We start from the raw sequence: 24,794 nt of genomic DNA, 5'->3' as shown, positions 1-24,794 counted from the left end.
TTCCTTACAGCCAGCCCAGCCAGCGCCAGTACGTCATGCCCATCAGCAGCATCAGCAGGTAGCCGACGATGGTCACAATGATCCCGACCTTGGCGAACTGCTTGGCGTTGAAGGTTTCGGTACCCAGGCACACCATGTTCTGCGGTGCGTTGATGGGCAGGATGAAACCGTAGCTGACCACGAAGCCCAGCAGCATCGTCATGCCCAGGCGGCTGAAGTCGCCCGGCAGCGTTGCCAGCACCGAGATCAGGATGGGCAGCATGGCCGAGGTCAGTGCCGTGGCGCTGGCAAAGCCCAGGTGGATCACGATCAGGAAGGCGGCCAGGATGGCGAAGATGGCGAGCGGGCCAAGGTGGTCCAGGCCGGTGTGATGCACCACCTGGTTGCCCAGCCATTGGCCGGCCTGCGTCGTCAAAAGCGCCGTGCCCAAGCTGATGCCGACGCCGAACACGATCACCGTGCCCCATGGGATGCGCGATTGCACGTCTTTCCATGTCATCACGCCAAAGCGCGGCAACATCAGCAGCACGAGGCCGAAGTAGGTGGTCGAGGTGGTGTCGAATTTGTGCAGCTTGCCTTCGGTCGACCAGAACAGCAGCAACATGATGGACACAGCCATCAGGCGCTTTTGTGCGCCGGTCATGGGACCGAGGTCGAGCAGCGACTTTTCGACGGCTTCCTTGCCGCCGGCAATGCTGTTGCTTTCAGGCGGCAGCAGCTTGAGCACGATGACGATCAGCACGGCGGACATGATGAGCGACCAGGGGGCGCCGGCAATCAGCCAGTCCGACCAGGCCACGCGTTCGCCCAGCATCTTTTCCATGAAGCCGACCGTCAGCAGGTTCTGCGCTGCGGCGGTCTGGATGCCGACGTTCCAGATGCTGGTGGCCTGGGCCACGATGATCATGATGCCGGCGGCGATGTTCGAGCGCTTGTCCACGCCGAAGGCCGCGATCACGCCCATCATGATGGGAACCACGGCGGCGCTGCGCGCGGTGGCGCTGGGCACGACCAGGCTCAGCACGATCGTCACGGCGATACATCCGATGAGGATGCGGCGCGTGCTGGTGCCCACTTTGGACAACGTGACCAGCGCGATGCGGCGGTCCAGCCCCGTGAAGGTCATGGCGGCGGCAATGAACAAGGCGCCGGTGACCAGCGCCAGCGCCGAATTTGCGAAGCCGGTGAGCGCCATGCTGATGGCGGCCGACGTGCCGTACAGAACGTTGGGATCCTTGATGGTGGGTGCGGTGCCCAGCAGGAAGGCCATCAGCGTCGTGATCATGATGGCGCTGGCTTCGTAGGAGACGGCTTCAGTGATCCAGACGACCACGGCAAACGCCAGGATAGCCAGCATGCGGTGTCCTGCAACGGGCAGGTCAGCGGGCAGGGGCATCATTAAAACGCCGATCATCACGAGGATGCCGGCGATGAGCCCGATTGGTATTTTGGCTTTTTTGGGGGCTTGCGAGGCGGGGACTGCGGTTTCCGCGGCCATATCCTTCTCCGGTTGAGGTCAAACTGACGAAACACCGCCCGCGAGCACGGGGTCAATCAAATCGGTGTGTCGACGCTACAGGATGATCGTGACGGCATTGAGGAAAACCCGTATTGATGAACATCAAGCAAGCGGAGAACAGCGCTTGTGGAAAACTTGTCCCGGGCATTATGCTCGTCGCCCCCTGCGTGGGGCAAGCAAGTGAGTGTTGCATTTACACGAACCAATCGGGTCACGATGGATGCGTTTTGCCCCGCAAGGGCCGCGCGCATTGTTCCGTGAAATGACGCTAATGTAGGCGGTTCAGCCCAAGGCCAGGCGCAGTTGTTCGTCCAGATGCAGCGTGGGGGTGACGCGCCATCCGCTCTGCGCGTAGCGCAGCCAGCGGCCCAGCACCAGATGCGTCAGCAGGCTGGCGTGCGCGGCGACATTGGCTTCCTGCGGCAGGCCGCCATCGGTGATCGCGATGCGCAGCGACTGTTTTAGCGACGCCTCGATGCGATCGTTGATGTGGTTGATGCGTTCCTGCAGCCGGTTGTCTTCGGTGACCAGCGCGTCGCCGGTCAGCACTCGCGTCATGCCCTTGTTGCGTTCCGAGAAGGTCAGCAGCATGGCGACGGTCTTGTGCGCCTGGGGCACGCCGTAGGGCTCGGCGGTGGCGATCTGGTTCACCAGCGTGAAGATGCTGGTTTCGATGAATTCGATCAGCCCCTCGAACATCTGCGCCTTGCTGGCGAAGTGCCGGTAGAGGGCGGCTTCGGAAACCTCAAGGCGCGCGGCCAGCGCGGCCGTGGTGATGCGGGACGCGTGCGGCTGCTCCAGCATTTCGGCCAGAGTCTGCAGAATCTGGGTCTTGCGCTCGCCGGGTTTGCTCGCCATGGAAGGGACTGCTTCGCGCAGGATGACGGGTGGAGGGGGAGTGGAGCGCGCCGTCAGGCCCGCAGGGGGCGTCGGCGTAACAGCAAATCACTGACGCAGTTTACCCGCAAGTCGACGTAGGCCGGACGGTGCGAGCGTCCGCGGCCGAAGGGCGTGCCGGGGTGGTAGACGTGGACCGTCTTTAAGCCCGCCACGCGGGCGCCCCGCAGGTTGGCGAGCGTGTCCTCCACGAGCACGGCGCGGTGGGCGGGAACGCCTTCGCGCGCCAGCACGTAGCGCAGCAGTGCCGCGGAAGGCTTGGGACGGTATTGGCCATGCAGCCGCATGTGCTCGATGGCCCACAGGCTGTCGAACTGGCGCAGGATGCCCAGGTGCGACAGGACGGAGCGCGCATAGTGCAGCGGCGCGTTGGTAAGCAGCACCTTGCGGCCGGGCAGGCGGCGCAGCTTGTCGGCGAGCGCCTTTTCCGACCGCATCAGCGGCGCGACGTCGAAGTCATGGCTGCGATGCAGGAAGTCATGCGCATTGACGCCGTGGTGCCGCACCATGCCGATCATGGTGGCGCCATAGCGTTTCCAATACTGCGACCGCACCAGGTTGGCGGCATCCACGTCCACGTTGAGCGCCTCGGCCACCGCCATCGTCATGCCGTGATCGATCTTGGAGAAGATGGCGTGCGAGGTGTCGTGAAGCGTGTTGTCCAGGTCGAAGAGCCACAGGCGCTCGGGCGCGCCCGTGGCGATCCCGCGCGACCGGCGCATGCGGACCGCGGGCCGCAGCAGCTGGCGACGTGCTTGCATCATGAGAGGCTCACGGCGCGCAGTGCTGCGAAATCGGGCTGCATCAGTGCGAGCTGATCATCGTGCCGACGCCCTGGTCGGTCAGGATTTCAAGAAGCAGGCAGTGCGGCACGCGGCCGTCGACGATGTGCACCGAGTTCACGCCGTTCTTGGCTGCGTCCAGCGCGGACGAGATCTTGGGCAGCATGCCGCCGGAGATCGTGCCGTCGGCAAAGAGCTCGTCGATGGTCTGGGCGGACAGGCTGCGCAGCAGCTTGCCGCCCTTGTCCAGCACCCCGGGGGTGTTGGTCAGCATCAGCAGCTTCTCGGCGCCCAGCACTTCGGCCATCTTGCCGGCGACCACGTCGGCATTGATGTTGTACGCCGTGCCGTCTTCGCCATAGCCGATGGGCGAGATGACGGGAATGAACTGGTCGTCCTGCAGGGCCTTCACGACGGCCGGTTCGACCATGGTGATGTCGCCCACGAAGCCGATGTCGATGGGCTCGGACGGGTTGTCCTTGTTGGCCATCAGTTTCTTCTGGGCCTGGATCAGGCCGCCGTCCTTGCCGGTCAGGCCCACGGCCTTGCCGCCGACCTCGTTGATCATCATGACGATGTCCTGCTGGACCTGGCCGCCCAGCACCCATTCCACGACTTCCATGGTCTCGGCGTCGGTGACGCGCATGCCCTGGATGAAGGTGCCTTGCTTGCCAATGCGGCGCAGGGCGTCATCGATCTGCGGACCACCGCCGTGGACCACCACCGGGTTCAGACCCACCAGCTTGAGCAGCACGACATCGTGCGCGAAGCTGCGCTGCAATCGCTCTTCCGTCATGGCGTTCCCGCCGTACTTGACCACGATGGTCTTGCCGTGAAATCGTCGGATATACGGCAGAGCCTCGGACAGCACGGCGGCTTTGACGGCGGGAGACGAAACGGCAGCAGGGTCGGGGGTGTCGGTCATGGCAGCTAAGTCGGCAAATAAATAACAGGTAAGTTAGCGGGCGTTAAAAAAATGCCTGCACAAGAACGCGGTTGGAACGCGGCTAGCGCAAGCATACGACGGATTGTAGTCCCCTCAGGTTTCTTATGCTGGAAAGCCATGTCCTTATGCCCGACAAATAACCGGCATTCAGGTAAATTGGGGGCGTTTTCACAACGGCTGGCCCCGCAAAAGGGGGCTCGCCCGAACCTGCGGGGACATCTATCCCCGTTTTTCATACATAAAAGAGGCAAGACATGCGTTTGAACTTCGTCCGTTCCGCCCTGGCGGCGTCGGTCCTTCTGGTTGCCGCCAATGCGGCCCATGCCGAGAAGGTGGTCGTCGGCGCCACGCAGGTTCCGCACGCCGAGATCCTTGAAGTGGTCAAGCCCAAGCTGGCCAAGGAAGGCGTGGAGCTCGACATCAAGGTGTTCAGCGACTACGTGCAGCCCAACCTGCAACTGGCGGACAAGCAGCTGGACGCCAACTTCTTCCAGCACAAGCCGTACCTGGACAGCTTCAACAAGGACCGCAAGGCGACCCTCGTGCCGGTGGCGCTGGTCCACGTCGAGCCCTTCGGCGGTTACTCCAAGAAGATCAAGAGCCTGTCGGACCTGAAGGACGGCGCCACGGTCGCCATCCCCAATGATCCGTCCAATGGCGGCCGCGCACTGGTGCTGCTGCAAAAGCAGGGCGTCATCAAGCTCAAGGATCCGGCCAACATCCTGGCTACGGCCGCGGATGTTGTCGAGAACCCCAAGAAGCTGAAGTTCCGCGAACTGGAAGCGGCCATGCTGCCGCGTGCGCTGGACGACGTGGACCTGGCGCTGATCAACACCAACTACGCGCTGGAAGCCGGCCTCGTGCCGACCAAGGACGCCCTGTTCATCGAAGGCGCCGATTCGCCCTACGCCAACGTGCTGGTGACCCGCAGCGACAACAAGGACGCCCCGGGCATCAAGAAGCTGGTCGACGCGCTGCACTCGCCGGAGGTCAAGACCTTCATCCAGGAAAAGTACAAGGGCGCGGTGGTTCCCGCCTTCTGATGCACGGCGCGGGAGGGGGGGCGTGAGCCGCCCGCTCCCTCCCATCGGCATGCCCCCAAACAAAACGCCGCCCGTTATTTTGCGGGCGGCGTTTTGTTTGGGAGCTGCTTGCTTGGGCGGATCAGCCGGCGGCCAGGGCCTTTTCCACCGTGGCGTGGAATTCGGCCTTGTCGTATTCGCCCAGATAGCGCTTGATGATGCGTCCCTCTTTGTCGATGAGGAACGCCGTGGGCGTCAGGCGGATGTCGCCGAAGGCGCGCGCGATGTCGCCCTTGGTGTCCAGCGCAACGGGGAACGGCAGCTTGCGGGTCTCGGCGAAGTTCAGCACGAAGTTGGGCGGGTCGTAATTCATGGCGACCGCAATGGCCTCATACCCTTTGTCCGCATACTCGTTGTAGGCGGAGATGGTGTCGGGCATTTGCTTGACGCACGTGACGCAGCTGGTCGCCCAGAATTTGACCAGCACGACCTTGCCGCGCAGGTCCTGCATCGAGAACGTCTTGCCTTCCAGGGTGGTGAAGGTAACGTCGGGGGCGGTCTGGGCCGGGCGCATGGCGAACCACGCGCCGATGCCGACTGCGACGAGAACTGCGAGCGCTACGATGGCTTTTTTCATTTGATGGGCATTGCTTCGACGCCGCCGCTCGTGCCGCCGGTGCCGGCAGTGTTGTCGGTGGCAGGACCGGTGCCGCTTTCGATGGGCGCCTTGCTTTCGGTGGTGGCGGGTTTGGAGCCGCTTCCCGACAGGCGGATCGCCTCTTCGCGGCTGATGGTTTCAAAGAGCTTGACCACCTTGGTCACGCCACCGACGTCGGCGGTGGCGTTGGCGGCGTAGTCGCCTTCGGCCTGGGTGACCTTGCCCATCAGGTAGACGACGCCGCGGTCAGTCGTGACGGCGATGGTGCCGGAGGGCACGTACTTGGTGTTGAGCAGGGCGGTTTTGACCTTGGAGGTCAGCCAGGTGTCGTTGGAGCGCTGGCCAAACGAGGCGATGGGGCCGACATTGAGCTGGTTGATGACCTGCTTCACGTTTTCCACGCCCTGGGCAATGGTGGTGGCCTGGTTCTTGGCTTCTTCGGAGGGCACGTCGCCGGTCAGCAGAAGGTGGCCGCCATATGCCATGGCATTGACGCGTGCGGTATCGCCCAGCTTCTGGGAGATCAGGTTCTGCGCCTTGAACGCCATGTTCTGGTCTTCGAGCTGGACGCCGGACGTGCGGCGGTCGGTGACGACCACCGCCGTGGTGGCGGCGGCGCCGCCCACGATCAAAGGCGCGCAGGCCGTCAGCGAAAGCGCCGCGGTGGACAGCGCGGCGGCAAGCATCAGCGGGCGGGCTGCGGGTCTGACGTCAAGAATCATTCGGTGTCTCCAAGCAGAAGAGCGTCGATGCCGTCGCACAGCGCGTGCAGCAGCAGAATATGGACTTCCTGGATGCGCATGGTGCGATCGCTGGGAACACATAGATGGACGTCCATCGGGGTAATGAGTTCCCCCATGACGCCGCCGCCCTTGCCGGTCAAGGCCAGGACGTGCATTTCGCGTGCGCTGGCGGCTTCCATGGCGCGGACCACGTTGGGCGAATTGCCGCTGGTGGAAATGGCCACGAGCACGTCGCCGGCCTGCCCGAAGGCGTTGACCTGCCGTTCAAAGACTTCGTCAAAGCCGTAGTCGTTGCCCACCGCCGTGAGGATGGAGGTGTCGGTATTGAGCGCGATGCCCGCGAGCGGCAGGCGTTCGCGTTCGAAGCGGCCCACCAGCTCGGCGATGAAATGTTGCGCGTCGGCGGCCGAGCCGCCATTGCCGCAAGCCAGAATCTTGCCGTTGTTCGCCAGGGCGCCGAACAGCACGTCCACGGCCACGGCCAGCGGTTCGGCCAGGACGTTCATGCTTTGTTCGTGAGCGGCCATGGCGTCGCGAAAGTGCGACGTCATACGAGAGGTCATATCCATGGGCGCGATTATCTCACGGGGCCGGGCCGCGGTTCTGTCCTCGCGCAACGATCGCCCAGGGCCGGCGCCGGACTGCGCCAGCCGGATCAGGGCAGCCAGAAAGCGCCGCGCAGCCAGGCCGGCTCGCCGTCGTCGAAAACCACCGCGTCGAAACGGGCGGGCGGGGGCGTGCCTTGCCAGTGGCGGCGGGCCAGTTCGGGCAGCCACAGCGCCGCCGCCCGCGCCAGCCGCGCCTGCTTTTCCCGGCCGATGCTGGCGGCGGCCCCGCCGAACCGGCGATTGGCGCGCGCCCGGACCTCCACGAAGACGAGCGTGTTGCCGTCGCGCATGGCCAGATCGATTTCACCGGCGCGGCAGGCCAGGTTGCGCGCCAGCAGCGTCAGGCCGTGCGCCAGCAGCAGGCGCAGCGCGGCCGCTTCATGATGATCGCCGCGCCGCTGCGTGGGCGAGCGGCGGGGGGGCGGACGGTCGGCCGGCGTGCGTCCGGTGCGCCGCCGGCGTTTGGCGGCGCGGCGGCGGGCGGCCAGGGCAAGTTCGCAGGCCAGGCGCAGGGTGTCGTCCGTCATGGATTCCAAAGGCAGCGGGCATAGGCGGCTACACTGACATGGTTTTCCGAGTCAGCAGGCTGCAATGAATCAAAACGTCTCACCTCCCGTTGCCGGCGATGCCTGGTCCCGCGTGTCGGAACGCGTGGCCGGCCAGCATTGGCCCGCCTCGACGCTGTATGTCGTGGCCACGCCCATCGGCAATCTGGGCGACCTGGGCCTGCGTGCCTGGCACGCCCTGCAGCGGGCTGACGTGATCGCTGCCGAAGATACGCGCGCCAGCCGCACGCTGCTCGATGCCTGGGGCGTGGGCACGCCGCTCATGGCGGCGCACCGCCACAACGAGGCAGCCGCGGCGCAGGCCATCTGCGAGCGCCTGGCGCAAGGCCAGCGCGTGGCGCTGGTGTCCGACGCCGGCGCGCCCGCGGTTAGCGACCCCGGCGCGCGGGTGGTCCGGGCGGTGCGCGCGGCCGGCTATGCCGTGGTGCCGGTGCCCGGCCCCAGCGCCGTGATCGCCGCGCTGATGGGCAGTGGCGTCACCACGGACGAGAACCCCGCCTACGCCTTCGCGGGCTTTGCGCCACCGAAGGCGGTGGCCCGCCAGCGCTGGCTGCGCCAGTGGTGCGCATTGCCCGCGCCCGTCGTGATGTTCGAGTCGCCGCACCGGCTGGCGGCCACCTTTGCCGACCTGCTCGAGGTGTGCGGCCCTGACCGCGAACTGACCGTGGCGCGCGAGCTGACCAAGCGTTTCGAAGAGATCGGCACTTTCCGGCTGAGCGAGGCGTCCGCCTGGCTGGCCGCGGATCCGCACCGCGAGCAGGGCGAATTCGTGCTGATCGTCCATGCCGAGCCCGAAGCGGCCGCGGACGAGGACGCGGACCCAGCCCACGACGTTCTGCTGGACGCCTTGCTGGAATCGCTGTCCGTGCGCGATGCCGCGCGCGTCGCCGCCAAGGTGACCGGCCAGCCTCGCGACATCCTGTACAACCGCGCCCTGGCGCGCAAGAAGACGCAGGAATAATCCATGGCGTATTCGACGCTCGTGTCTAATAAACCGGCCGACCCGAACGAGCGGCTGACCTATCGCGATATGCCGACGCCGCTGGGCGAGATGCGCCTGGTCGCCAGTCCCAAGGGATTGCGCGGCGCCTGGTTCACCGATCAGGCGCTGCTGCCGTCGCCGGAAGGCTGGACGCTGTCCGGCAACGACCCCTTCCTGGAACAGGCGCGGCGCGAACTGGACGAGTGGTTCGCCGGCGAGCGGCGCGTGTTCGACGTGACGCTCGACCCCGTGGGAACGACGTTTCAGCATCAGGTCTGGCATGCGCTTTGCGCGCTGGAATTCGGCGTGCTCACCAGCTACGGCGAGCTGGCCCGCGCCGTGGACCGGCCCAAGGGCGCGCAGGCGGTGGGCGGCGCCGTGGGCCGCAACCCCATCAGCATCATCATTCCGTGCCACCGCGTGATCGGCGCGGACACGTCGCTGACGGGTTTTGGCGGCGGGTTGCCCCGCAAGCAGGCGCTGCTGGCCCACGAGGGCAATCGCTATCTCAGCCGCAGCGCGCGCGCCCGCCGGGTCTGCGACGGGCAGGCAGAGCTGTCCTGGTAGACAAGCCCGGCGCCCGGCCACTTATTTGGCCGCTGATTTGGCCGCCGGCTTGGCCAATTACCGCGATGCGTTATTGCGACGCGATGGTCGGCAGGATGCCGATGCGGTCCGACACGAGCGGCACGGCATTGAGCGCGCTCTGGCGATCCGGATACGGACCGATTCGCACCCGGTAAAGATTGTTGGTCTGTTCCACCGTCGCCGCTGGCGCGCCTTCGGCGCCCAGTTGCGTGTTGATGCGGCTGACCAGCGACTGCGCATTGGCGGGCTGGCTGAACGCGCCCACCTGCAGGTAGACGCTGCCGCTGGCCACACCGGACGCCGGGCGCATCGGTGCTGGGCTGGGCGCGGCAGGCGCCAGGGGCTCAGGCGTCAGCGCCACGGGCGTGGCGGCCACGGGCGCCATCACTGGCGTCGAGCCTGTGGCCGATTCCGGCTCCGGCGCGGGGGCCGCGGGCGCGCCTTGCGAGGCCAGCCGGCGGATCTCGTCGGCCTGGATCGCTTCCACGACCACCTGGCCGCTACCCGGGCCAATGATGCCCAGCTTGTAGGCGGCCACGTACGACAGGTCCATGATGCGGTCGCTGTGGAAGGGCCCGCGGTCGTTCACCCGCACGATGATCGTCTTGCCGTTGACCAGGCTGGTCACCCGCGCATAGCTGGGAATCGGCAGCGTCGTGTGCGCGGCCGTCATGGCATACATGTCGTAGGTCTCGCCGATCGACGTGGAGTTGCCATGGAACTTCTTGCCGTACCACGACGCGATGCCGCGCTTTTTGTAGGGCTGTCCGCTCGTGTCCGGCACGTAGCGCTGACCGAACACGACGTAGGGCCGGTTCGCGCCGCTGGCGAAGGGTTCCAGCTTGGGCACGGCGTCTGGAATCTGATCCAGGTTCGACGGCGGATTGGCATCCGGCCCGTCGTCCTTGTAGTAACCACCCTTCTTGCGTCCGCCGCTGGTCGAGCAGCCTGCCACGGCGATCGCCAGCAGCAGCACGGAAATGAGATGTAGGGGGCGGGAAAGCGTCATGCGGTTTCGTCGGGCAGTTGCGTGCGGTGGCGCACCAGGAGCGGGTCGTGATCGGCAAAGCGCAGCGCCAGCTGTTCCACCACGTAGACCGAGCGGTGCTGGCCGCCGGTACAGCCGATGGCCACGGTCAGGTAGTTGCGGGTGTCCTGCGTGTACAGCGGCAGCCAGCGCTTCAGGAAGCCCGCGATGTCGTCGATCATCAGACCCACCTGCTCGTATCCCGCGAGCCACGTGGCCACGGGCTCGTCGCGGCCCGTCAGCGGGCGCAGATTGCGGTCGTAATGGGGATTGGGCAGGCAGCGCACGTCGAACACCAGGTCCGCGTCTCCGGGCACGCCGCGCTTGTACGCGAAGGATTCGAACGTCAGCACCAGCGGCGCGCGGTCTGCCTTGATCAGGTCGCGGATCCAGGCGCGAAGCTGGCCGGGCGTCAGGTCCGAGGTGTCGATGACGTGTTCCTGCTCGCGCAGCGGCGCCAGCAGTTCTCTTTCCAGGGCGATGCACTCGGTCAGCGACGGCGCGGTGCCGCCGCGCTGTAGGCGGTCGGTCAGCGGATGGCGGCGGCGCGATTCGGAATAACGCTGCACCAGCGTGGCCGTGTTGGCATCCAGGAATACGACCCGCAGGCTGGTGCCCATGGCGCGCAACGCGGTGACCACATCGGGCAGTTCGGCAAGCTCGCCCGGCGAGCGCACGTCGATGGCGACCGCCACGCGCTCCATGCCGTCATCGCGCGCCTGGGCAATGAACTCGGTCAGGAAGCGGACGGGAAGATTGTCAACGCAGGTATAGCTTGCGTCCTCGAGCATGCGCAGCGCGACGGATTTGCCGGAGCCGGAAATGCCGGTGACGAGGACGACTTTCAACATGGACATGATTGTGGCACGCTTTTCCAGGACGATGCCGGCGGGATAGCATCTGATATGGCCATAAACTCAGGAACTGCTTCTGTTCCCTGCTGCTTGCCCTGACGTAAGCTAGGGGCCGCAAACTCCGCAGTTCCATCGCAGTTCCACTTTACGCGCCCCGCCGTCTCGATTCGGGGTTTGGAATTCGACCTAGATGTTAGCCCTCATTTCCTCTTGTAGTGTTTCACTGCTGCGGTTTTGGACGATCCCAAGGGCCTTGGCCGCGGCGGCTGTTGTGTTTATGTCCGCGCCCGCGCTGGCGCAGCAGCCCGACCCGCCGGTCTTGCAGCCCGACACCATGGCGGCGCGCGTGGCGGCCTGTACGGCTTGTCATGGCGCGCAGGGCAGGGCGGGGGCCGATGGCTACTACCCGCGGCTGGCCGGCAAGCCGCAAGACTATCTCTACCACCAGCTGCTTAATTTTCGCGACGGACGGCGGCAGTACCGGCCCATGACGCACCTGCTGGCGGGACTGCCCGACGACTACCTGCGCGAAATGGCCGCGTATTTTGCCGACCAGCATGTGCCGTATCCGGCGCCCGTGCGCGCGGACGTGTCCGCGGCCACGCTCGAGGCTGGCCGCAAGCTCGCCCGCGATGGCGACGCGGCGCGAGGCCTGCCGGCCTGTGCGTCCTGTCACGGCGCGGCGCTCTCGGGCATGCTGCCCGCGATTCCCGGCCTGCTGGGGCTGCCCCGCGATTACATCGGCGCGCAGATCGGCAGCTGGAAGAACGGCCTGCGCCGCGCCGCCGCGCCGGACTGCATGGCCGACATCTCCCACAAACTCACGCCTGCCGACATCGGCGCACTGGCGGCCTGGCTGTCGTCGCAGCCTGTCGTCGAGCCCTACGTGCCTGATGCCGCGAATTCGGTCCGGCTGCCCGCGGAATGCGGCAGCCAGGCGCAACGCTGAACGGGGCCGCGAATGACGCTGATGAAAAGAGTGCTGGGTGTCCTGTTGCTGGTGGCCGTGGCGGCCGTCGGCGGGTTGTATTGGCTGGGCACGCGTGACGATGCCAGCACCGGGCCCACTGCCGCGGCAGCCGAGGGCGCGGCGCTGATCGAACGCGGCCGCTATCTGGCGCTGGCCGGCAACTGCATGGCGTGCCACACCAGCCAGGGCGGCAAGACGTTTGCAGGCGGCACGCCCATTCCCACGCCGTTCGGCACGGTCTACGGGCCGAACATCACGCCCGATCCGGAGACCGGCATCGGCGCATGGACGGCCGACGACTTCTGGCAGGCGTTGCACAACGGGAAATCGAAGGACGGCACCTTGCTGTATCCGGCGTTCCCGTACACCGAGTACACGCGGGTCAACCGCAGCGACGCCGACGCGCTCTTTGCCTATCTGCGCAGCGTGTCGCCCGTCAGGCAGGCGAACCGTCCGCCCGACATGAATTTCCCGTACGACCGACGCGCGCTGCTGGCGGCGTGGCGCGCGCTGTACTTCAAGCCTGGCGTGCAAGCGCCCGATCCCGGTCAGTCGGTCCAATGGAATCGCGGCCGGTATCTGGTCGAGGGGCTGGGGCATTGCGCGGCCTGCCATACGCCGCGCAACAGCCTGGGCGCCACGCGCACCCGCGACGCGCTGGCGGGGGGCGTGATTCCAGTGCTGGATTGGTACGCGCCGCCGCTCACCAACGACATGCAGACCGGCATGGGGCGCTGGTCCGCGCAGGACATCGCCGCGCTGCTCAAGACCGGCATTTCGGCGCATTCGACCGTCAGCGGGCCGATGGCCGAAGTCGTGCTGGGCAGCACCCAGCATCTGACCGACGACGACGCCCTTGCCATCGGCACGTATTTGAAGTCGTTGCCCGCCACGCCGCCCGCGACCGATGCGCGTGCCGCCGTCCCCGCGCCCGCAGCCATGGAGCTGGGCGGCAAGCTCTACCGCCAGCAATGCGCGCAATGCCACCAGGCCGACGGCAAAGGCAGCGGCACGGCATGGCCCGCGCTGGCCGGCAATCCCACGGTGACCGCGCCATCGCCCGTGAACGCCATTCGCATGGTGCTCGACGGCGGCTACGCCCCGGCCACGGCCGCAAACCCGCGTCCGCACGGCATGCCGCCGTTCGGCCAGGTGCTCAACGACAACGACATCTCGATGCTGGTGACCTACATCCGCAACAGTTGGGGGAACGAAGCAGGCGCGGTGAGCGGCCTGGAGGTCAAGCGCGCACGGGCGTCGTCGACGTTGAACTAGCGCCCGGCGGTGGCCGCGCGGCAGGCCTCGTGCGCCAGGTCGCCCAGCGTGCGGATCGCCGCTTCGGTGCTTGCGTCCCACGGGTGCCCGTAGTTCAGGCGTAGCGCGCTGCCAAATTGGCCGCTGGCAGAGAAGATAGGGCCGGGCGCCACGCTGATGCCGCGCGCCAGCGCCTGGCGGTGCAGCGACAGCGCATCCACGGCGGCCGGCAGTTCCAGCCAAAGAAAGAATCCGCCCTGCGGCCGCGTCACGCGCGTGCCCGCGGGAAAAGCCTGTGCGATGGCGTCGGCCATGCGCTCCTGCTGCGCCTGCAAGGTCTGCCGCAGCCGGCGCAGATGGCGGTCGTAACCCCCCTGTTCCAGGTATTCGGCAATCGCGCCCTGCGCCGGGCCAGACGCCGACAGCGTCGATGACAGTTTCAGCCGTTGCACCTGCTGGGCGTAGCGCCCGGCGCTGGCCCAGCCAATGCGATAGCCGGGCGCAAGGCATTTCGAAAACGACGAGCAGTGCAGCACCAGCCCGCGCGTGTCGTAGGCCTTGGCGGGAACGGGCCGCGTCGCGCCGAAGTAAAGCTCGCCGTAGACGTCGTCTTCGATCAGCGGAATGTCGTGCCGGGCAAGCAGTTCGACGAGCCGGCGCTTGTTGTCGTCGGGCATCAGGCAGCCCAGCGGATTCTGGAATTGCGTCATCAGCCAGCAGGCGCGCGGCGCGTGGCGCAGGATGGCCGCCTGCATCGCGTCCAGGTCGATGCCGGTGCGCGGATGCGTGGGCACTTCCAGCGCTTTCAGCCCAAGGCGTTCCAGCGCCTGCAAGGCGCCGTAGAACGTCGGCGCTTCCACCATGACGGTATCGCCCGGCTGCGTGACCGCCTGCAGGCAGAGATTCAGGGCTTCGAGCGCGCCATTCGTGACGACGATGTCGGTGGCGGGCAGGTTGATGCCGCCGATCAGGTAGCGCAGCGCGATCTGCCGGCGCAGGCGCGGATTGCCGGGCGCCAGGTCCTCAACGGTGTCGCGCGGGTCCTGGCGCTTCAGATGCGTGGCCATCGCCTGCGCCAGGCGCGGCAGCGGAAAGAGCAGCGGCGAGGGGAAGGCCGAGCCCAGCGGGGTGACATCGCGATTGCGCACCGAGCCCAGGATGTCGAAGATTCGTTCGCTGATCGCCAGTTCGGTCGATTCACCGTCGGGGCATGAGGCGCCGGGTTCGGGCGGCAGCGATTCGGCGGGGGCGTTGACGTAGTAGCCCGAGCGCGGCTGCGCGCGGATGAGACCGCGTGCTTCAAGCAGGTAGTAGGCCTGGAAAACCGTCGAGGGGCTGACGCCGCGCGCGGCACACGCGTCGCGCACGGAGGGCAGCTTGTCGCCGGCGCGCAGCACGCCGCTTGCGATCGACGTGGCGATCTCGTCGGCCAGGGTCTCGTAGAGGCTCACGATGCCGCAGGGCGACGACGCGGGCTCATTTGCTGCTTTGGAGGATCGCCATGGCCTGGCGTTCCATGAATTCGCCCAGCGTGTCGATGCCGCGCAATTTCAGGATGGTGTTGCGCACGGCCGCCTCGACCAGCACGGCCAGGTTGCGGCCCGCGGCCACCTGCAGCATCACCTTGCGCACGGGCAGACCCAGCATGTCCTGCGTGATGTCTTGCAGCGGCAGGCGTTCGAACTTGTCCTGCGCGGTGGCGCGCACCAGGTGCACGATGAGCTTGAGCCGCATCTTGCGGCGCACCGAGGTTTCGCCAAAGATGGTGCGGATGTCGAGCAGGCCCAGGCCGCGGACTTCCAGCAGGTTCTGCAGCAATTGCGGACAGTGGCCTTCGATCATGTTGGGCGCGGTGCGCGAGAACTCGACTGCGTCGTCGGCCACGAGGCCGTGGCCGCGCGAGATCAGTTCCAGCGCCAGTTCGCTCTTGCCCAGACCCGATTCGCCCGTGATCAGCACGCCCAGTCCCAGCACGTCCAGGAACACGCCGTGCACCGTGGTGGTGGGCGCCAGCTTCTTGCCCAGATAGATGCGCAAGAGGTCGATCAGTTGCGCGGCCGCGACCGGCGTGGACAGCAGCGGTACCTGGTGCTGGTCGCATTGGTCGACGAGGTCTTGCGGCGGCGTCAGGCCATCGGCCAGCAGAATCGCAGGGACGCCGCCGATCAGCAGCTCGTCCATGTGGTGCATGCGGCGGCGCAGGTCGAAGCGCGTGTAATACGCCAGCTCTTCCTGGCCAAACACCTGGATGCGAGATGGGTGGATCAGGTTCAAGTGGCCGACCAGGTCGGCGGCCGCCATGCCGTCATCGGGAATCGCGCGGTCCGCCGCGCCTTGGCCCGAGATCCAGTTAAAAGGGATTTTGTCGGCGTTGTCGTCGACGAGTTCCTGCACCGTGAGCATGGCAGCGATTCCGCGTGGGATCAGAGTTGGCCGGTCGTGAGCATTCTGTGCACGATGGCCGGGTCGGGCTCGGTGGCCAGCGCCTCGCGCAATGCCTTGTTGGACATGAGCTGGGCGAGTTCGGCCAGGATGTCCAGGTGCTGCTGCGTAGCCGTTTCAGGCACCAGCAGGCACAGCAGCATCGACACGGGTTGTCCGTCGGGCGCGTCGAACGTGATGGGCTGGGCAAGGCGGATGAATGCCGCCAGCGCTTGTTCCAGACCTTTCACGCGGCCGTGCGGCACGGCCACGCCCTGGCCGAGGGCGGTTGACCCCAGACGCTCACGGGCAAAAAGGCTGTCGAACACGAGCGCGCGTGCCAAGCCGTTGTTGTTTTCAAAAAGCAGACCGGCCTGTTCGAACGCACGTTTCTTGCTCGTGGCGAGCATATCGAGCACGACGTTGCCGGCGGGGAGGATGCGCGACAAATGATTCATCAGGGCATTATAGGGTTATATGACGCACTGCAACAATCAACCGCCCCGGACGTTTCGGACGACCGGAAGCGATCGGGGCACAAGAGCGACAGCATAGTCTGATCGCGGCGCGTTGTGGGCATTCTGGGGGGTGGCGATCATCACGGCGCGGCGCACGTCCGGCAAAAGCCAAGTAAAACGCCAATCGGCCGGCGGGCGCCAGCGGGATGAAACACGAGGGGGGAGGGGACTTTGCCGATGCCCCGGCTGGACACAAGGTCTAGCGGGACACCGGGACTTAGGCAGGATCCTGGGATCCCTGTACGGCTAGTCGCTCAGGTGAGCGGTCATGAAGCGCGTTACTGCTGGGGTGGCGAGAGGGTCGCCGCTTGCCGCTTCACGGACTCTGCTGAATGACTTCTTACCTTGTCCTTGTGCTTGATGACCTGACGGTCGACTTTGTCAGCAAGAAGGTCGATGGCTGCATAGAGGTTTTCATCGGTTGCTTCACAATGAATGTCCTTGCCGCTCAGTCGCATGGTGATTTCGGCTCTATGCCGCAGGGGCTCTACTGAGAGCATGACCTGGGTATCGATGACGTGATCGAAATGCCGCAGCACTCGCGCCAGTTTGTTCATGACATATTCCCGGATGGCCGGGGTGACGTCGAGGTGACGACCGCAGATGCTCAGGTTCATAGTGTGCTCTCCTTCTAAAAGAGGAAAAAGGTGCGCAAAAGGCGCGGTGAAGTCGTTAGGCGTTCTCCTTCAATAAGCAGGTTCGTTTAGTACTAGTGTATAGACTCGGGCCGATAAAACAAGCTGACCTACCGCAAGTTCATGGCAATTTTATGGCTGAACCCCTAGGGCGTATGGCCCTTCTTTCCCAGGCGTTACGGTGTCTTTCAGCATGGGGTTACATCCGGAAGTGTTCGCCCAGGTACACGCGGCGAACGGCGGGGTCGCCCACGATTTCCTCGGGGTGGCCGTCGGTCAGCACCTTGCCTTCGCTGATGATGTAGGCGCGGTCGCAGATGCCCAGGGTTTCGCGCACGTTATGGTCGGTGATCAGCACGCCGATGCCGCGGCCCTTCAGGAAGCGCACGATGCGCTGGATCTCGATGACCGCGATCGGGTCCACGCCGGCAAACGGTTCGTCCAGCAGGATGAAACGCGGGCTGGTCGCCAGCGCGCGCGCAATTTCGACGCGGCGGCGTTCGCCGCCCGAGAGTGAAATTGCGGCGTTGCTGCGGATGTGGCCGATCTGCAGTTCTTCGAGCAGCGACTCCATCTGCTCGTTGATCTTGGGCGTCGACAACGGACGGCCGTCCGGACCCACCTGCAATTCCAGCACGGCGCGGATGTTCTGTTCGACCGTCAGGCGGCGGAACACGGAAGCGTCCTGCGGCAGGTACGACAGGCCCATGCGCGCGCGCTTGTGGATGGGCATCGCCGTGATGACGGCGCCGTCGATTTCGATGCGGCCCGCGTCCGCGGGCACCAGGCCGACGATCATGTAGAAGCTGGTGGTCTTGCCGGCGCCGTTGGGGCCCAGCAGGCCCACGACTTCGCCGCTGACCACGGACAGGGACACATCCTGCACCACGGTGCGGCCGTTGTAGGTCTTGCGCAGTCCGGTTGCGCGCAGGCTGCCCTGCTTGACGCCCGAAGGGGCGGAGGTCACGGGGGTCGGCACTGAAGGTTGGTTCATCGTGGCTGCGATTGGTGTTGCATGGGAAGCGCTTCAGCGCCCTTTCTTGGCTGCCTGCTGCTTGCGGCATTCGGCGACGGCGGCGTCCAGCTTGGCGCGCGGTTCGGCCAAGGAACGCACGCGCCCACCGGCCGCGGCGGAATTCGGGCCGCCTTGCGCTTCGTACGTGCCGGACTTCTCGTTGTAGCGTACCCGTTCGCCGCGAATGGTATCGAACGGTTTCCCACAGACGTAGCGGGTCACGATGGCCTGGCCGATCAGGTCGAACGTGCTGTTGGTGCCGTCGTATTCGGCGCGCAGGCCCTTGCCTTCGATGAGTTCGAAGTTCTCGGGGCGTTCCTGGCGGATGGTGACGACCTTGCCCTTGTTGGCGGTGGCCGTGCCGTATTGGTTGCCCTGCGCGTCCTCGTTCATCTGCAGCGTGTCGGACGTCAGCGTCATCAGGCCGCGCGTCATGTTGACGTTGCCGGTGAACACGCTTTGTTTCTTCACGTCGTCGTAGTGCAGCGTGTCCGACAGAATCAGCGTGCTGGGCTCCTCAGCGGGCGTTGCCGCCTTCGGGTCCGCGGCATGGGCCGGCGCAAACGCGCAAGCCGTCAACAGCACGGCGCCCATCAGGCGGGTCGTCGGGGCGAAGAGGGTCCGAAGGTCGGTCATGGTTTTTTCTGGTTAGAGTTGTTGGCAGGAATTTCGGTGCGGCGCTGCTGCCTGCCTTCCGAACCGGCAATTTCCACGTCGGTCGACGCCGACACCTGCAATTGGCGAGTCTTGTTGTTGTAGTGCATGCCCGTGCCCTGCATGCGCGAACGGCCCTTCAGGACCGTGGCGGGCAGGTCGGTGAAGACCACGTCGTCATCGGGCAGGATGATGAGTTGCTGGCTGCGCACGTCCAGCATGTCGTTTTCGGCATCGGGCTGGCGCAGCACATGGGCGTCGCCCTGCATGACGATCCGCTTGCCGCCCTGTTCCATCACGGCCGTCTTTGAAACCGCGACCGTGATCGGGTTGGTCTCGCGCTGGCCCACCGCGCGCGGCGCGGTGACGTGATACGAATCGTCGTCGGGAAAGTGCTCCATGTAGTCGCCTTCCAGGCGATTGATGGGCTTGCCCGTGGGATCGGTGCGCAGCATCACGAATTCGCGCGACCATGCGTCCATTTCGTGGGTGACGCGGCGCGGCGGGTCCACCTGGATGGCGCGCTGCGCGTAATCGGCCGCCCACCACGAGCTGGTGACCAGCACCAGCAGCAGGAACAGCGCGATCAGTGAGGGAAAACGTTCTTTCATCGGGTGCGCCGCGAGGGCGTATTCGTTAACGGGGCGATCACTGGATGGCTCCGGGGCCGAGCAGGCCCGGCGATGCCAGGAACGCGCCCAGGCGGCCTTGCGAGGCCAAGAGGAGATCGCAGCATTCGCGTACGGCCCCGCTTCCGCCGGGCAGGGTGGAAACCCAGTGGGCCGCCTGGCTGACGTAGCCGGGAGCGTTGGGCACGCTGGCCGCAAAGCCGGCGCGCTGCAAGGCCGGCAGGTCGATGATGTCATCGCCCATGTAGCCGGTTTGATTCAGTTGGACACCGCAGCGCTGCGCAAGTTCGGTCAAGGCGCTGCCCTTGTCGCGCACGCCCTGGATGACTTCGGCGATGCCCAGTTCCGCGGCGCGGCGGGCGACGATGGGGCCGGAACGTCCGGTGATCAGCGCCACTTTCAGGCCGCCTTCCATCAGCAGCCGCAGCCCGTGGCCGTCCAGCGCGTGGAAGCGCTTTTGCAGTTCACCGCCTTCGCCGTAATAGAGGCTGCCGTCGGTCAGCACGCCGTCCACGTCGAAAACCATCAGGCGCACGGCCGCGGCGCGTTCGCGCACGATGGCGGGGATACGGGCAAGCACCAGCGCTTCGGCCGGGTGATTCAGGGAAGCAGAAAGGTTCATAGTCATACCACTTTAGCGGCCATCAGATCGTGCATGTGCAATGCGCCGACCAGCGCGCCGTCATTGTCCAACACCAGCATGTGATTGAGCCGTTGTTCGTCCATCTGCCGGGCGGCCTCGACCGCCAGCGCCTCGGGATTGATGCTGCGCGGCGAGCGCGTCATGCCCGCCTCGACGGTCAGGCTGCGGATATCGCCGTGCCGCGCGATGAGACGGCGCAGGTCGCCGTCGGTGAAGATGCCCTGCGGGCGGTGCTGCGCGTCGGTGACGACGGTCATGCCCATGCCCTTGGCCGACATGACCTCCAGCGCCTGCGATACCGGGGTGCCCGCCATGACGATGGGCAGGGCGTCTCCCTGGCGCATGACGTCGCGCACGTGGGTAAGCAGGCGGCGGCCCAGCGCGCCGCCCGGGTGCGAGCGGGCAAAGTCCTGCGGCCCGAAACCGCGGGCCTCCAGGCAGGCGACGGCCAGGGCGTCGCCCAGCGCCAGGGCGGCGGTCGTGCTGGCGGTGGGCGCCAGGTTCATCGGGCAGGCTTCCTGGGCCACGCTGGCATCCAGGTGGATGTCGGCCTGCCGGGCCAGTTCGGATTGCGGGTTGCCGGTGATGGCAACCAGCCCCGCGCCCATGCGGCGCACGACGGGCAGGATGGTCAGCAATTCCGAGCCTGAGCCGGAATAGGAGATCGCGATGAGGACGTCGTCGCGGGTGATCATGCCCAGATCGCCGTGGACGGCCTCGGCTGCGTGCACGAAGAAGGCGGGCGTGCCGGTGGAGGCCAGCGTCGCGGCGATCTTGCGGGCGATGTGTCCCGTTTTTCCGATGCCGCTGACGACCACCCGGCCGCGGCAGGCGAGCAGCAGGTCAACGACACGCGTGAAGCTGTCGTCCAGCCGGGCGGACAGGTCTTGCAGCCCTTGGCTTTCAATCTGAAGCGTTCTGCGCGCAGATGCCAGCGCGGTGCCGGACGAAGAGGTGGGATGGTCGTTCATGGGGCGGATTTTAATCGCAGTATGCTAGTTTGCCCCGCGCAGGGGCGTATGGCATGCTGGCGAGTCTTTCAACGGCTTTCAAACTTTCCTTCCAGGCCCGCTCCATGTCCAGCATTTCCAGTCCCGTCCTTGGCACGCCACTGTCCCCCTTGGCCACCCGCGTCATGCTGCTGGGTTCCGGTGAACTGGGCAAAGAGGTCATCATCGCCCTGCAGCGCCTGGGCGTCGAAGTCATTGCGGTGGATCGGTATGCCGACGCCCCGGGCCATCAGGTGGCGCACCGGGCGCATGTGGTGTCGATGACTGACCCGCAGGCCTTGCGGCAGGTCATCGAAGCGGAGCAACCGGACGTTATTGTCCCCGAAATCGAGGCCATTGCCACCAGCTTGCTGGTGGAACTGGAAGCGGCCGGCGTGGCGCGGGTCACCCCGACGGCCCGCGCGGCACAGCTCACCATGAATCGCGAAGGCATCCGGCGCCTCGCGGCCGAGACGCTGGGACTGCCCACCTCGCCCTACCGTTTTGTCGACACCGAGGACGAGCTGCGCCAGGCCATCGATGGCGGCATCGGCTATCCCTGCGTCATCAAGCCGGTCATGTCCTCGTCGGGCAAGGGCCAGTCGGTCATCAAGAGCGCCGACGACGTGGCCTCCGCGTGGCGCTACGCCCAGGAAGGGGGACGGGTCGGGGGCGGCCGCGCCATCGTCGAGGGGTTCATCCGCTTCGATTACGAAATCACGCTTCTGACCGTACGGGCCCGCGGGGCCGACGGCCAGGTCGAGACCCGCTACTGCGAACCCATCGGCCACAAGCAGGTCGACGGTGACTACGTCGAAAGCTGGCAACCGCACCCCATGTCTCCGGCGGCGCTCCAGCGTGCGCGCGACATCGCGCTGGCCGTCACGTCCGAGCTGGGCGGACTGGGCATTTTCGGCGTCGAGCTTTTCGTGGCGGGCGACCAGGTCTGGTTCTCCGAGGTCAGCCCGCGTCCGCACGACACCGGCATGGTCACCATGATTACCCAGGTGCAGAACGAGTTCGAACTGCACGCGCGCGCGCTGCTGGGGCTGCCGGTCGACCCCAGCCTGCGCCAGCCGGGCGCCAGCAGCGTCATTTATGGCGGCGTGGAAGCCCGGGCGGTGACGTTCCATGGTGTGGCCGAGGCGCTGGCCGAGCCCGGCACGGACATTCGCCTCTTCGGCAAGCCCGAATCCTTCGTCAAGCGCCGCATGGGCGTGGGTCTGGCCGTGGCGGAAGACGTTGCCGCCGCCCGCGCCAAGGCCAAGCGCGTGTCGGCCGCCGTGACCGTCAAGGCCGACTGATCGTCCGCCCTGGCCTGTCCCGGACCGGGTAGCGCCCGCCGTTACCCCGCTTTTTCCCTCCCATCAACGCCACCCGCCAACCGGCCGGTGGCGTTTTTGCTTGGCGCTATTCCCCGATTTGTGTTGTATGGCTGTCACGTTCGGCGGCTAATTTGGCCTGCCCGCGCCCTGAATGGCGCCCGGTTGCGTCTTCGCCCCTGAGCGCAGTGTGGTTTGCGCTTTCTCATCGTTTGTTCGATAATTTCAGAAATTTCTGAAATCGAAGTAACTGCATGTGTCGTGCAGCCCTTCGCTGTGTTACTGGCTGATCCTCATGGCGCTTTCCCCCCAGATCGAACGATTTGTCCTGCACTTTGGTGAAATGGGCAGCCGTTGGGGCGTGAACCGCACCGTCGGCCAGATCTACGCGCTGCTGTTTCTCGCGCCGCAGCCGTTGAACGCCGACGATATCGCCGAGGCCCTGGGCTTTTCGCGCTCGAACGTCAGCCTCGGGCTGAAAGAGCTGCAGTCCTGGCGCCTGGTCAAGCTGATGCATCAGGTGGGCGACCGCCGCGACTACTTCGAGACCCCCAAGGACGTCTGGGAAATCTTCCGCATCCTCATGGAAGAGAAGCGCAAGCGCGAAGTCGACCCCACCCTCACGCTCCTGCGTGACACGCTGCTGGAGTCGCCCTCCGGGCCCGACGAGGCTTACGCGCAACAACGAATGACCGAAATGCTGGAGCTCATCGAACTATCCACGGGGTGGTTCGATGAGGTTCAACGGCTGCCGCCCGAAACCCTGCAAAGCCTCATGAAACTTGGTTCCAAGGTTCAGAAGGTGTTGGGTTTCGCCGGCAAATTGCGGGGCAAGGGCTGACCCGTCACGCCTCGATTTTTCAGGAAACCTCTATGAAGTTGTATGCAACGCCCCTAACATGGCGCGGTAGACGGCCTGGGAACCATGCCGGTTGCCGCAGCGCGTCGACGCCTTGGGAGCAGCCTCATGATTGATCTCGATGTCGTGAATCTCTCGCGGTTCCAGTTCGCCGCGACTGCGCTCTACCATTTCATCTTTGTCCCGCTCACGCTTGGCCTGTCGTTCATCCTGGCCATCATGGAAAGCGTGTACGTCATGACCGGACGCGCCATCTGGAAGAAGATGACGATGTTCTGGGGCACGCTGTTCGGCATCAACTTCGCGCTGGGCGTGGCCACGGGCGTGGTGATGGAGTTCCAGTTCGGCATGAACTGGTCCTACTACAGCCACTACGTGGGCGACGTCTTCGGCGCGCCGCTGGCGCTTGAAGGGCTGATGGCGTTCTTCCTGGAAGCCACCTTCGTCGGCCTGTTCTTCTTCGGCTGGAACCGCATGTCCAAGGTCAGCCACCTGGCCGTGACCTGGCTGGTGGCCTTCGGCACGAACTTCTCGGCCCTGTGGATCCTGATCGCCAACGGCTGGATGCAGAACCCGGTCGGCGCGGTCTTCAATCCGGACACGATGCGCATGGAAATGACCGACTTCGCCGCGGTCATCTTCAACCCGGTCGCGCAAGCCAAGTTCGTGCATACCGTCAGCGCCGGTTACGTGGCGGGCGCCATGTTCGTCATGTCGATCAGCGCGTGGTATCTGCTGCGCGGCCGTCATATCGACCTGGCCAAGCGCTCGATGGCGGTAGCTGCCAGCTTCGGCCTGGCCGGCGCGTTGTCGGTGGTCGTGCTGGGCGATGAAAGCGGCTATCTCACCACCGAACACCAGAAGATGAAGATCGCGGCCATGGAGTCCATGTGGCACACCGAGCCCGCGCCCGCGTCCTTCAACCTGATCGCCATCCCGAACCAGGCCGAGCGCCGCAACGATTTCGCGATCGAGATTCCCTATGTCATGGGCATCATCGGCACGCGTTCGCTGACCACGCCGCTGCTGGGCATCAACGACCTGATCCTGCGCGCCGAGAATCGCATCCGCGACGGCATCGTGGCCTACGAGGCCCTGCAGAAGATCCGCGCGAACCCGAAGGATGTGGATGCGCGCATGGTGTTTGACAGGACCTGGCCGGACTTGGGTTACGCGCTCCTCGTCAAGCGCCATCAGCCCGACATCAGCAAGGTCACCGAAGCGGACATCAAGCAGGCCGCGATCGATACCGTGCCGACCGTGGCGCCGCTTTTCTGGGCGTTCCGCATCATGGTCGCGGTGGGCATGTACCTCATCCTGTTCTTCGGCGTGGCGTTCTGGCTTGCCTCGCGCGGCCGTCTGGACAAGCGTCCGGCGCTGCTCAAGGTGGCGTTGTGGAGCCTGCCGCTGCCCTGGGTCGCCATCGAAAGCGGCTGGTTCGTCGCCGAGTACGGCCGCCAGCCCTGGGTGATCGAAGGCGTGCTGCCCACGTACTACGCGGCGTCGGGCCTGACCATGACCGACCTCGTCATCAGCCTGTCGATCTTCCTGGTGCTGTACACGATCCTGCTCATCATCGGCGTGAAGGTCATGCTGCATGCCATCAAGGCCGGACCGAAATCCGACGGGCCGGCGCCGGGTGATGCCGCCGCCGATCCCGTCCACGCCGCCGTGCGCGCCTGAGGGGAGAAAC

General features: G+C 65.7%; 27 protein-coding genes. 8 read left to right on the top strand and 19 right to left on the bottom strand.

Annotation, left to right across the window (positions count from 1 at the left end):
• Positions 1–4: 4 nt before the first annotated feature.
• The 4 genes from H4P35_RS25595 to argB form a co-directional block, all read right to left on the bottom strand.
• On the bottom strand, positions 5–1,498 hold the full coding sequence (locus tag H4P35_RS25595) for a DASS family sodium-coupled anion symporter (RefSeq protein ID WP_152382895.1): 1,494 nt from the start codon (positions 1,496–1,498) through the stop codon (positions 5–7).
• A 303-nt stretch (positions 1,499–1,801) separates the two neighbouring features.
• Complete coding sequence (gene slmA, locus H4P35_RS25590) at positions 1,802–2,377, bottom strand: nucleoid occlusion factor SlmA (RefSeq protein ID WP_056319559.1); 576 nt, start codon at positions 2,375–2,377, stop codon at positions 1,802–1,804.
• Between the two features lie 53 nt (positions 2,378–2,430).
• Positions 2,431–3,177 (bottom strand): pyrimidine 5'-nucleotidase, encoded by a 747-nt coding sequence (locus H4P35_RS25585; RefSeq protein ID WP_062839048.1) that lies wholly within the window; start codon positions 3,175–3,177, stop codon positions 2,431–2,433.
• A 43-nt stretch (positions 3,178–3,220) separates the two neighbouring features.
• Entirely contained in the window at positions 3,221–4,123 is a 903-nt protein-coding gene (argB, locus tag H4P35_RS25580) for an acetylglutamate kinase (RefSeq protein WP_013396740.1), read from the bottom strand.
• 275 nt (positions 4,124–4,398) lie between these two features.
• Between argB and H4P35_RS25575 the strand changes: the two genes are divergently transcribed.
• Entirely contained in the window at positions 4,399–5,187 is a 789-nt protein-coding gene (locus tag H4P35_RS25575) for a MetQ/NlpA family ABC transporter substrate-binding protein (RefSeq protein ID WP_056319563.1), read from the top strand.
• 121 nt (positions 5,188–5,308) lie between these two features.
• Here the strand turns inward: H4P35_RS25575 and H4P35_RS25570 are convergent, their stop codons facing one another.
• The 4 genes from H4P35_RS25570 to H4P35_RS25555 all read right to left on the bottom strand — a co-directional run bounded on the left by H4P35_RS25570 (position 5,309) and on the right by H4P35_RS25555 (position 7,702).
• Positions 5,309–5,803, bottom strand: a complete 495-nt coding sequence (locus H4P35_RS25570; protein ID WP_056319566.1) for a peroxiredoxin — start codon at positions 5,801–5,803, stop codon at positions 5,309–5,311.
• Complete coding sequence (locus tag H4P35_RS25565; protein ID WP_226847486.1) at positions 5,800–6,546, bottom strand: BON domain-containing protein; 747 nt, start codon at positions 6,544–6,546, stop codon at positions 5,800–5,802. The genes H4P35_RS25570 and H4P35_RS25565 overlap by 4 nt, the downstream gene beginning before the upstream one ends.
• Positions 6,543–7,136, bottom strand: a complete 594-nt coding sequence (locus tag H4P35_RS25560; protein ID WP_056319572.1) for a phosphoheptose isomerase — start codon at positions 7,134–7,136, stop codon at positions 6,543–6,545. Before H4P35_RS25560 ends, H4P35_RS25565 begins: the two co-directional genes overlap by 4 nt.
• 86 nt (positions 7,137–7,222) lie before the next feature.
• Positions 7,223–7,702, bottom strand: a complete 480-nt coding sequence (locus H4P35_RS25555; protein ID WP_180097228.1) for a YraN family protein — start codon at positions 7,700–7,702, stop codon at positions 7,223–7,225.
• 64 nt (positions 7,703–7,766) lie between these two features.
• Between H4P35_RS25555 and rsmI the strand changes: the two genes are divergently transcribed.
• Both rsmI and H4P35_RS25545 read left to right on the top strand, forming a co-directional pair.
• Complete coding sequence (gene rsmI / locus H4P35_RS25550; RefSeq protein ID WP_226847484.1) at positions 7,767–8,702, top strand: 16S rRNA (cytidine(1402)-2'-O)-methyltransferase; 936 nt, start codon at positions 7,767–7,769, stop codon at positions 8,700–8,702.
• A 3-nt stretch (positions 8,703–8,705) separates the two neighbouring features.
• The gene (locus H4P35_RS25545; protein WP_152382891.1) at positions 8,706–9,290 is read left to right on the top strand and encodes a methylated-DNA--[protein]-cysteine S-methyltransferase; all 585 of its coding nucleotides are present in this window, start codon (positions 8,706–8,708) and stop codon (positions 9,288–9,290) included.
• A gap of 70 nt (positions 9,291–9,360) precedes the next feature.
• Here the strand turns inward: H4P35_RS25545 and H4P35_RS25540 are convergent, their stop codons facing one another.
• Entirely contained in the window at positions 9,361–10,320 is a 960-nt protein-coding gene (locus H4P35_RS25540; protein WP_226847482.1) for a septal ring lytic transglycosylase RlpA family protein, read from the bottom strand.
• The gene (gene rapZ / locus H4P35_RS25535; RefSeq protein WP_056319767.1) at positions 10,317–11,189 is read right to left on the bottom strand and encodes an RNase adapter RapZ; all 873 of its coding nucleotides are present in this window, start codon (positions 11,187–11,189) and stop codon (positions 10,317–10,319) included. Before rapZ ends, H4P35_RS25540 begins: the two co-directional genes overlap by 4 nt.
• Positions 11,190–11,382: 193 nt before the next feature.
• On the opposite strand from rapZ, the gene H4P35_RS25530 reads away from it, so the two are divergent.
• Complete coding sequence (locus H4P35_RS25530) at positions 11,383–12,141, top strand: c-type cytochrome (RefSeq protein WP_081100876.1); 759 nt, start codon at positions 11,383–11,385, stop codon at positions 12,139–12,141.
• Between the two features lie 12 nt (positions 12,142–12,153).
• Positions 12,154–13,437: a cytochrome c gene (locus H4P35_RS25525; protein ID WP_226847478.1), complete on the top strand. Its 1,284-nt coding sequence runs from the start codon at positions 12,154–12,156 to the stop codon at positions 13,435–13,437.
• On the opposite strand, the gene H4P35_RS25520 is transcribed toward H4P35_RS25525, so the two are convergent.
• The 9 genes from H4P35_RS25520 to H4P35_RS25480 form a co-directional block, all read right to left on the bottom strand.
• Positions 13,434–14,867 (bottom strand): PLP-dependent aminotransferase family protein, encoded by a 1,434-nt coding sequence (locus H4P35_RS25520; protein WP_226847476.1) that lies wholly within the window; start codon positions 14,865–14,867, stop codon positions 13,434–13,436. The genes H4P35_RS25525 and H4P35_RS25520 overlap by 4 nt on opposite strands.
• A gap of 25 nt (positions 14,868–14,892) precedes the next feature.
• Complete coding sequence (hprK, locus tag H4P35_RS25515; RefSeq protein ID WP_006216298.1) at positions 14,893–15,819, bottom strand: HPr(Ser) kinase/phosphatase; 927 nt, start codon at positions 15,817–15,819, stop codon at positions 14,893–14,895.
• Positions 15,820–15,839: 20 nt separating this feature from the next.
• Positions 15,840–16,295 (bottom strand): PTS sugar transporter subunit IIA, encoded by a 456-nt coding sequence (locus H4P35_RS25510; RefSeq protein ID WP_056319588.1) that lies wholly within the window; start codon positions 16,293–16,295, stop codon positions 15,840–15,842.
• 338 nt (positions 16,296–16,633) lie between these two features.
• A complete protein-coding gene (hpf, locus tag H4P35_RS25505) occupies positions 16,634–16,972 on the bottom strand; it encodes a ribosome hibernation-promoting factor, HPF/YfiA family (protein ID WP_056319592.1) in 339 nt (112 codons plus the stop codon).
• 217 nt (positions 16,973–17,189) lie between these two features.
• The gene (gene lptB / locus H4P35_RS25500) at positions 17,190–17,984 is read right to left on the bottom strand and encodes an LPS export ABC transporter ATP-binding protein (protein WP_128829541.1); all 795 of its coding nucleotides are present in this window, start codon (positions 17,982–17,984) and stop codon (positions 17,190–17,192) included.
• 33 nt (positions 17,985–18,017) lie between these two features.
• Positions 18,018–18,641: a lipopolysaccharide transport periplasmic protein LptA gene (gene lptA, locus H4P35_RS25495; RefSeq protein WP_056319596.1), complete on the bottom strand. Its 624-nt coding sequence runs from the start codon at positions 18,639–18,641 to the stop codon at positions 18,018–18,020.
• On the bottom strand, positions 18,638–19,270 hold the full coding sequence (lptC, locus tag H4P35_RS25490; protein ID WP_056319599.1) for an LPS export ABC transporter periplasmic protein LptC: 633 nt from the start codon (positions 19,268–19,270) through the stop codon (positions 18,638–18,640). Before lptC ends, lptA begins: the two co-directional genes overlap by 4 nt.
• Positions 19,271–19,307: 37 nt before the next feature.
• On the bottom strand, positions 19,308–19,916 hold the full coding sequence (locus tag H4P35_RS25485; protein WP_180097236.1) for an HAD family hydrolase: 609 nt from the start codon (positions 19,914–19,916) through the stop codon (positions 19,308–19,310).
• On the bottom strand, positions 19,913–20,902 hold the full coding sequence (locus H4P35_RS25480; RefSeq protein WP_062838940.1) for an SIS domain-containing protein: 990 nt from the start codon (positions 20,900–20,902) through the stop codon (positions 19,913–19,915). Before H4P35_RS25480 ends, H4P35_RS25485 begins: the two co-directional genes overlap by 4 nt.
• A 104-nt stretch (positions 20,903–21,006) precedes the next feature.
• Between H4P35_RS25480 and purT the strand changes: the two genes are divergently transcribed.
• From purT to H4P35_RS25465, 3 genes are all read left to right on the top strand, one after another.
• Positions 21,007–22,224 (top strand): formate-dependent phosphoribosylglycinamide formyltransferase, encoded by a 1,218-nt coding sequence (purT, locus tag H4P35_RS25475; protein ID WP_226847474.1) that lies wholly within the window; start codon positions 21,007–21,009, stop codon positions 22,222–22,224.
• A 313-nt stretch (positions 22,225–22,537) separates the two neighbouring features.
• Entirely contained in the window at positions 22,538–23,083 is a 546-nt protein-coding gene (locus H4P35_RS25470) for a GbsR/MarR family transcriptional regulator (RefSeq protein ID WP_056319609.1), read from the top strand.
• Between the two features lie 126 nt (positions 23,084–23,209).
• Positions 23,210–24,784 (top strand): cytochrome ubiquinol oxidase subunit I, encoded by a 1,575-nt coding sequence (locus H4P35_RS25465; protein ID WP_056319612.1) that lies wholly within the window; start codon positions 23,210–23,212, stop codon positions 24,782–24,784.
• Positions 24,785–24,794: the final 10 nt, after the last annotated feature.

The sequence above is a fragment of the Achromobacter sp. 77 genome, from assembly GCF_020541125.1.
Classification (GTDB): domain Bacteria; phylum Pseudomonadota; class Gammaproteobacteria; order Burkholderiales; family Burkholderiaceae_B; genus Achromobacter; species Achromobacter mucicolens.
The sequence above is the reverse complement of the archived record's forward strand: the minus strand, read 5'-3'. Positions and strand labels throughout refer to the sequence as shown.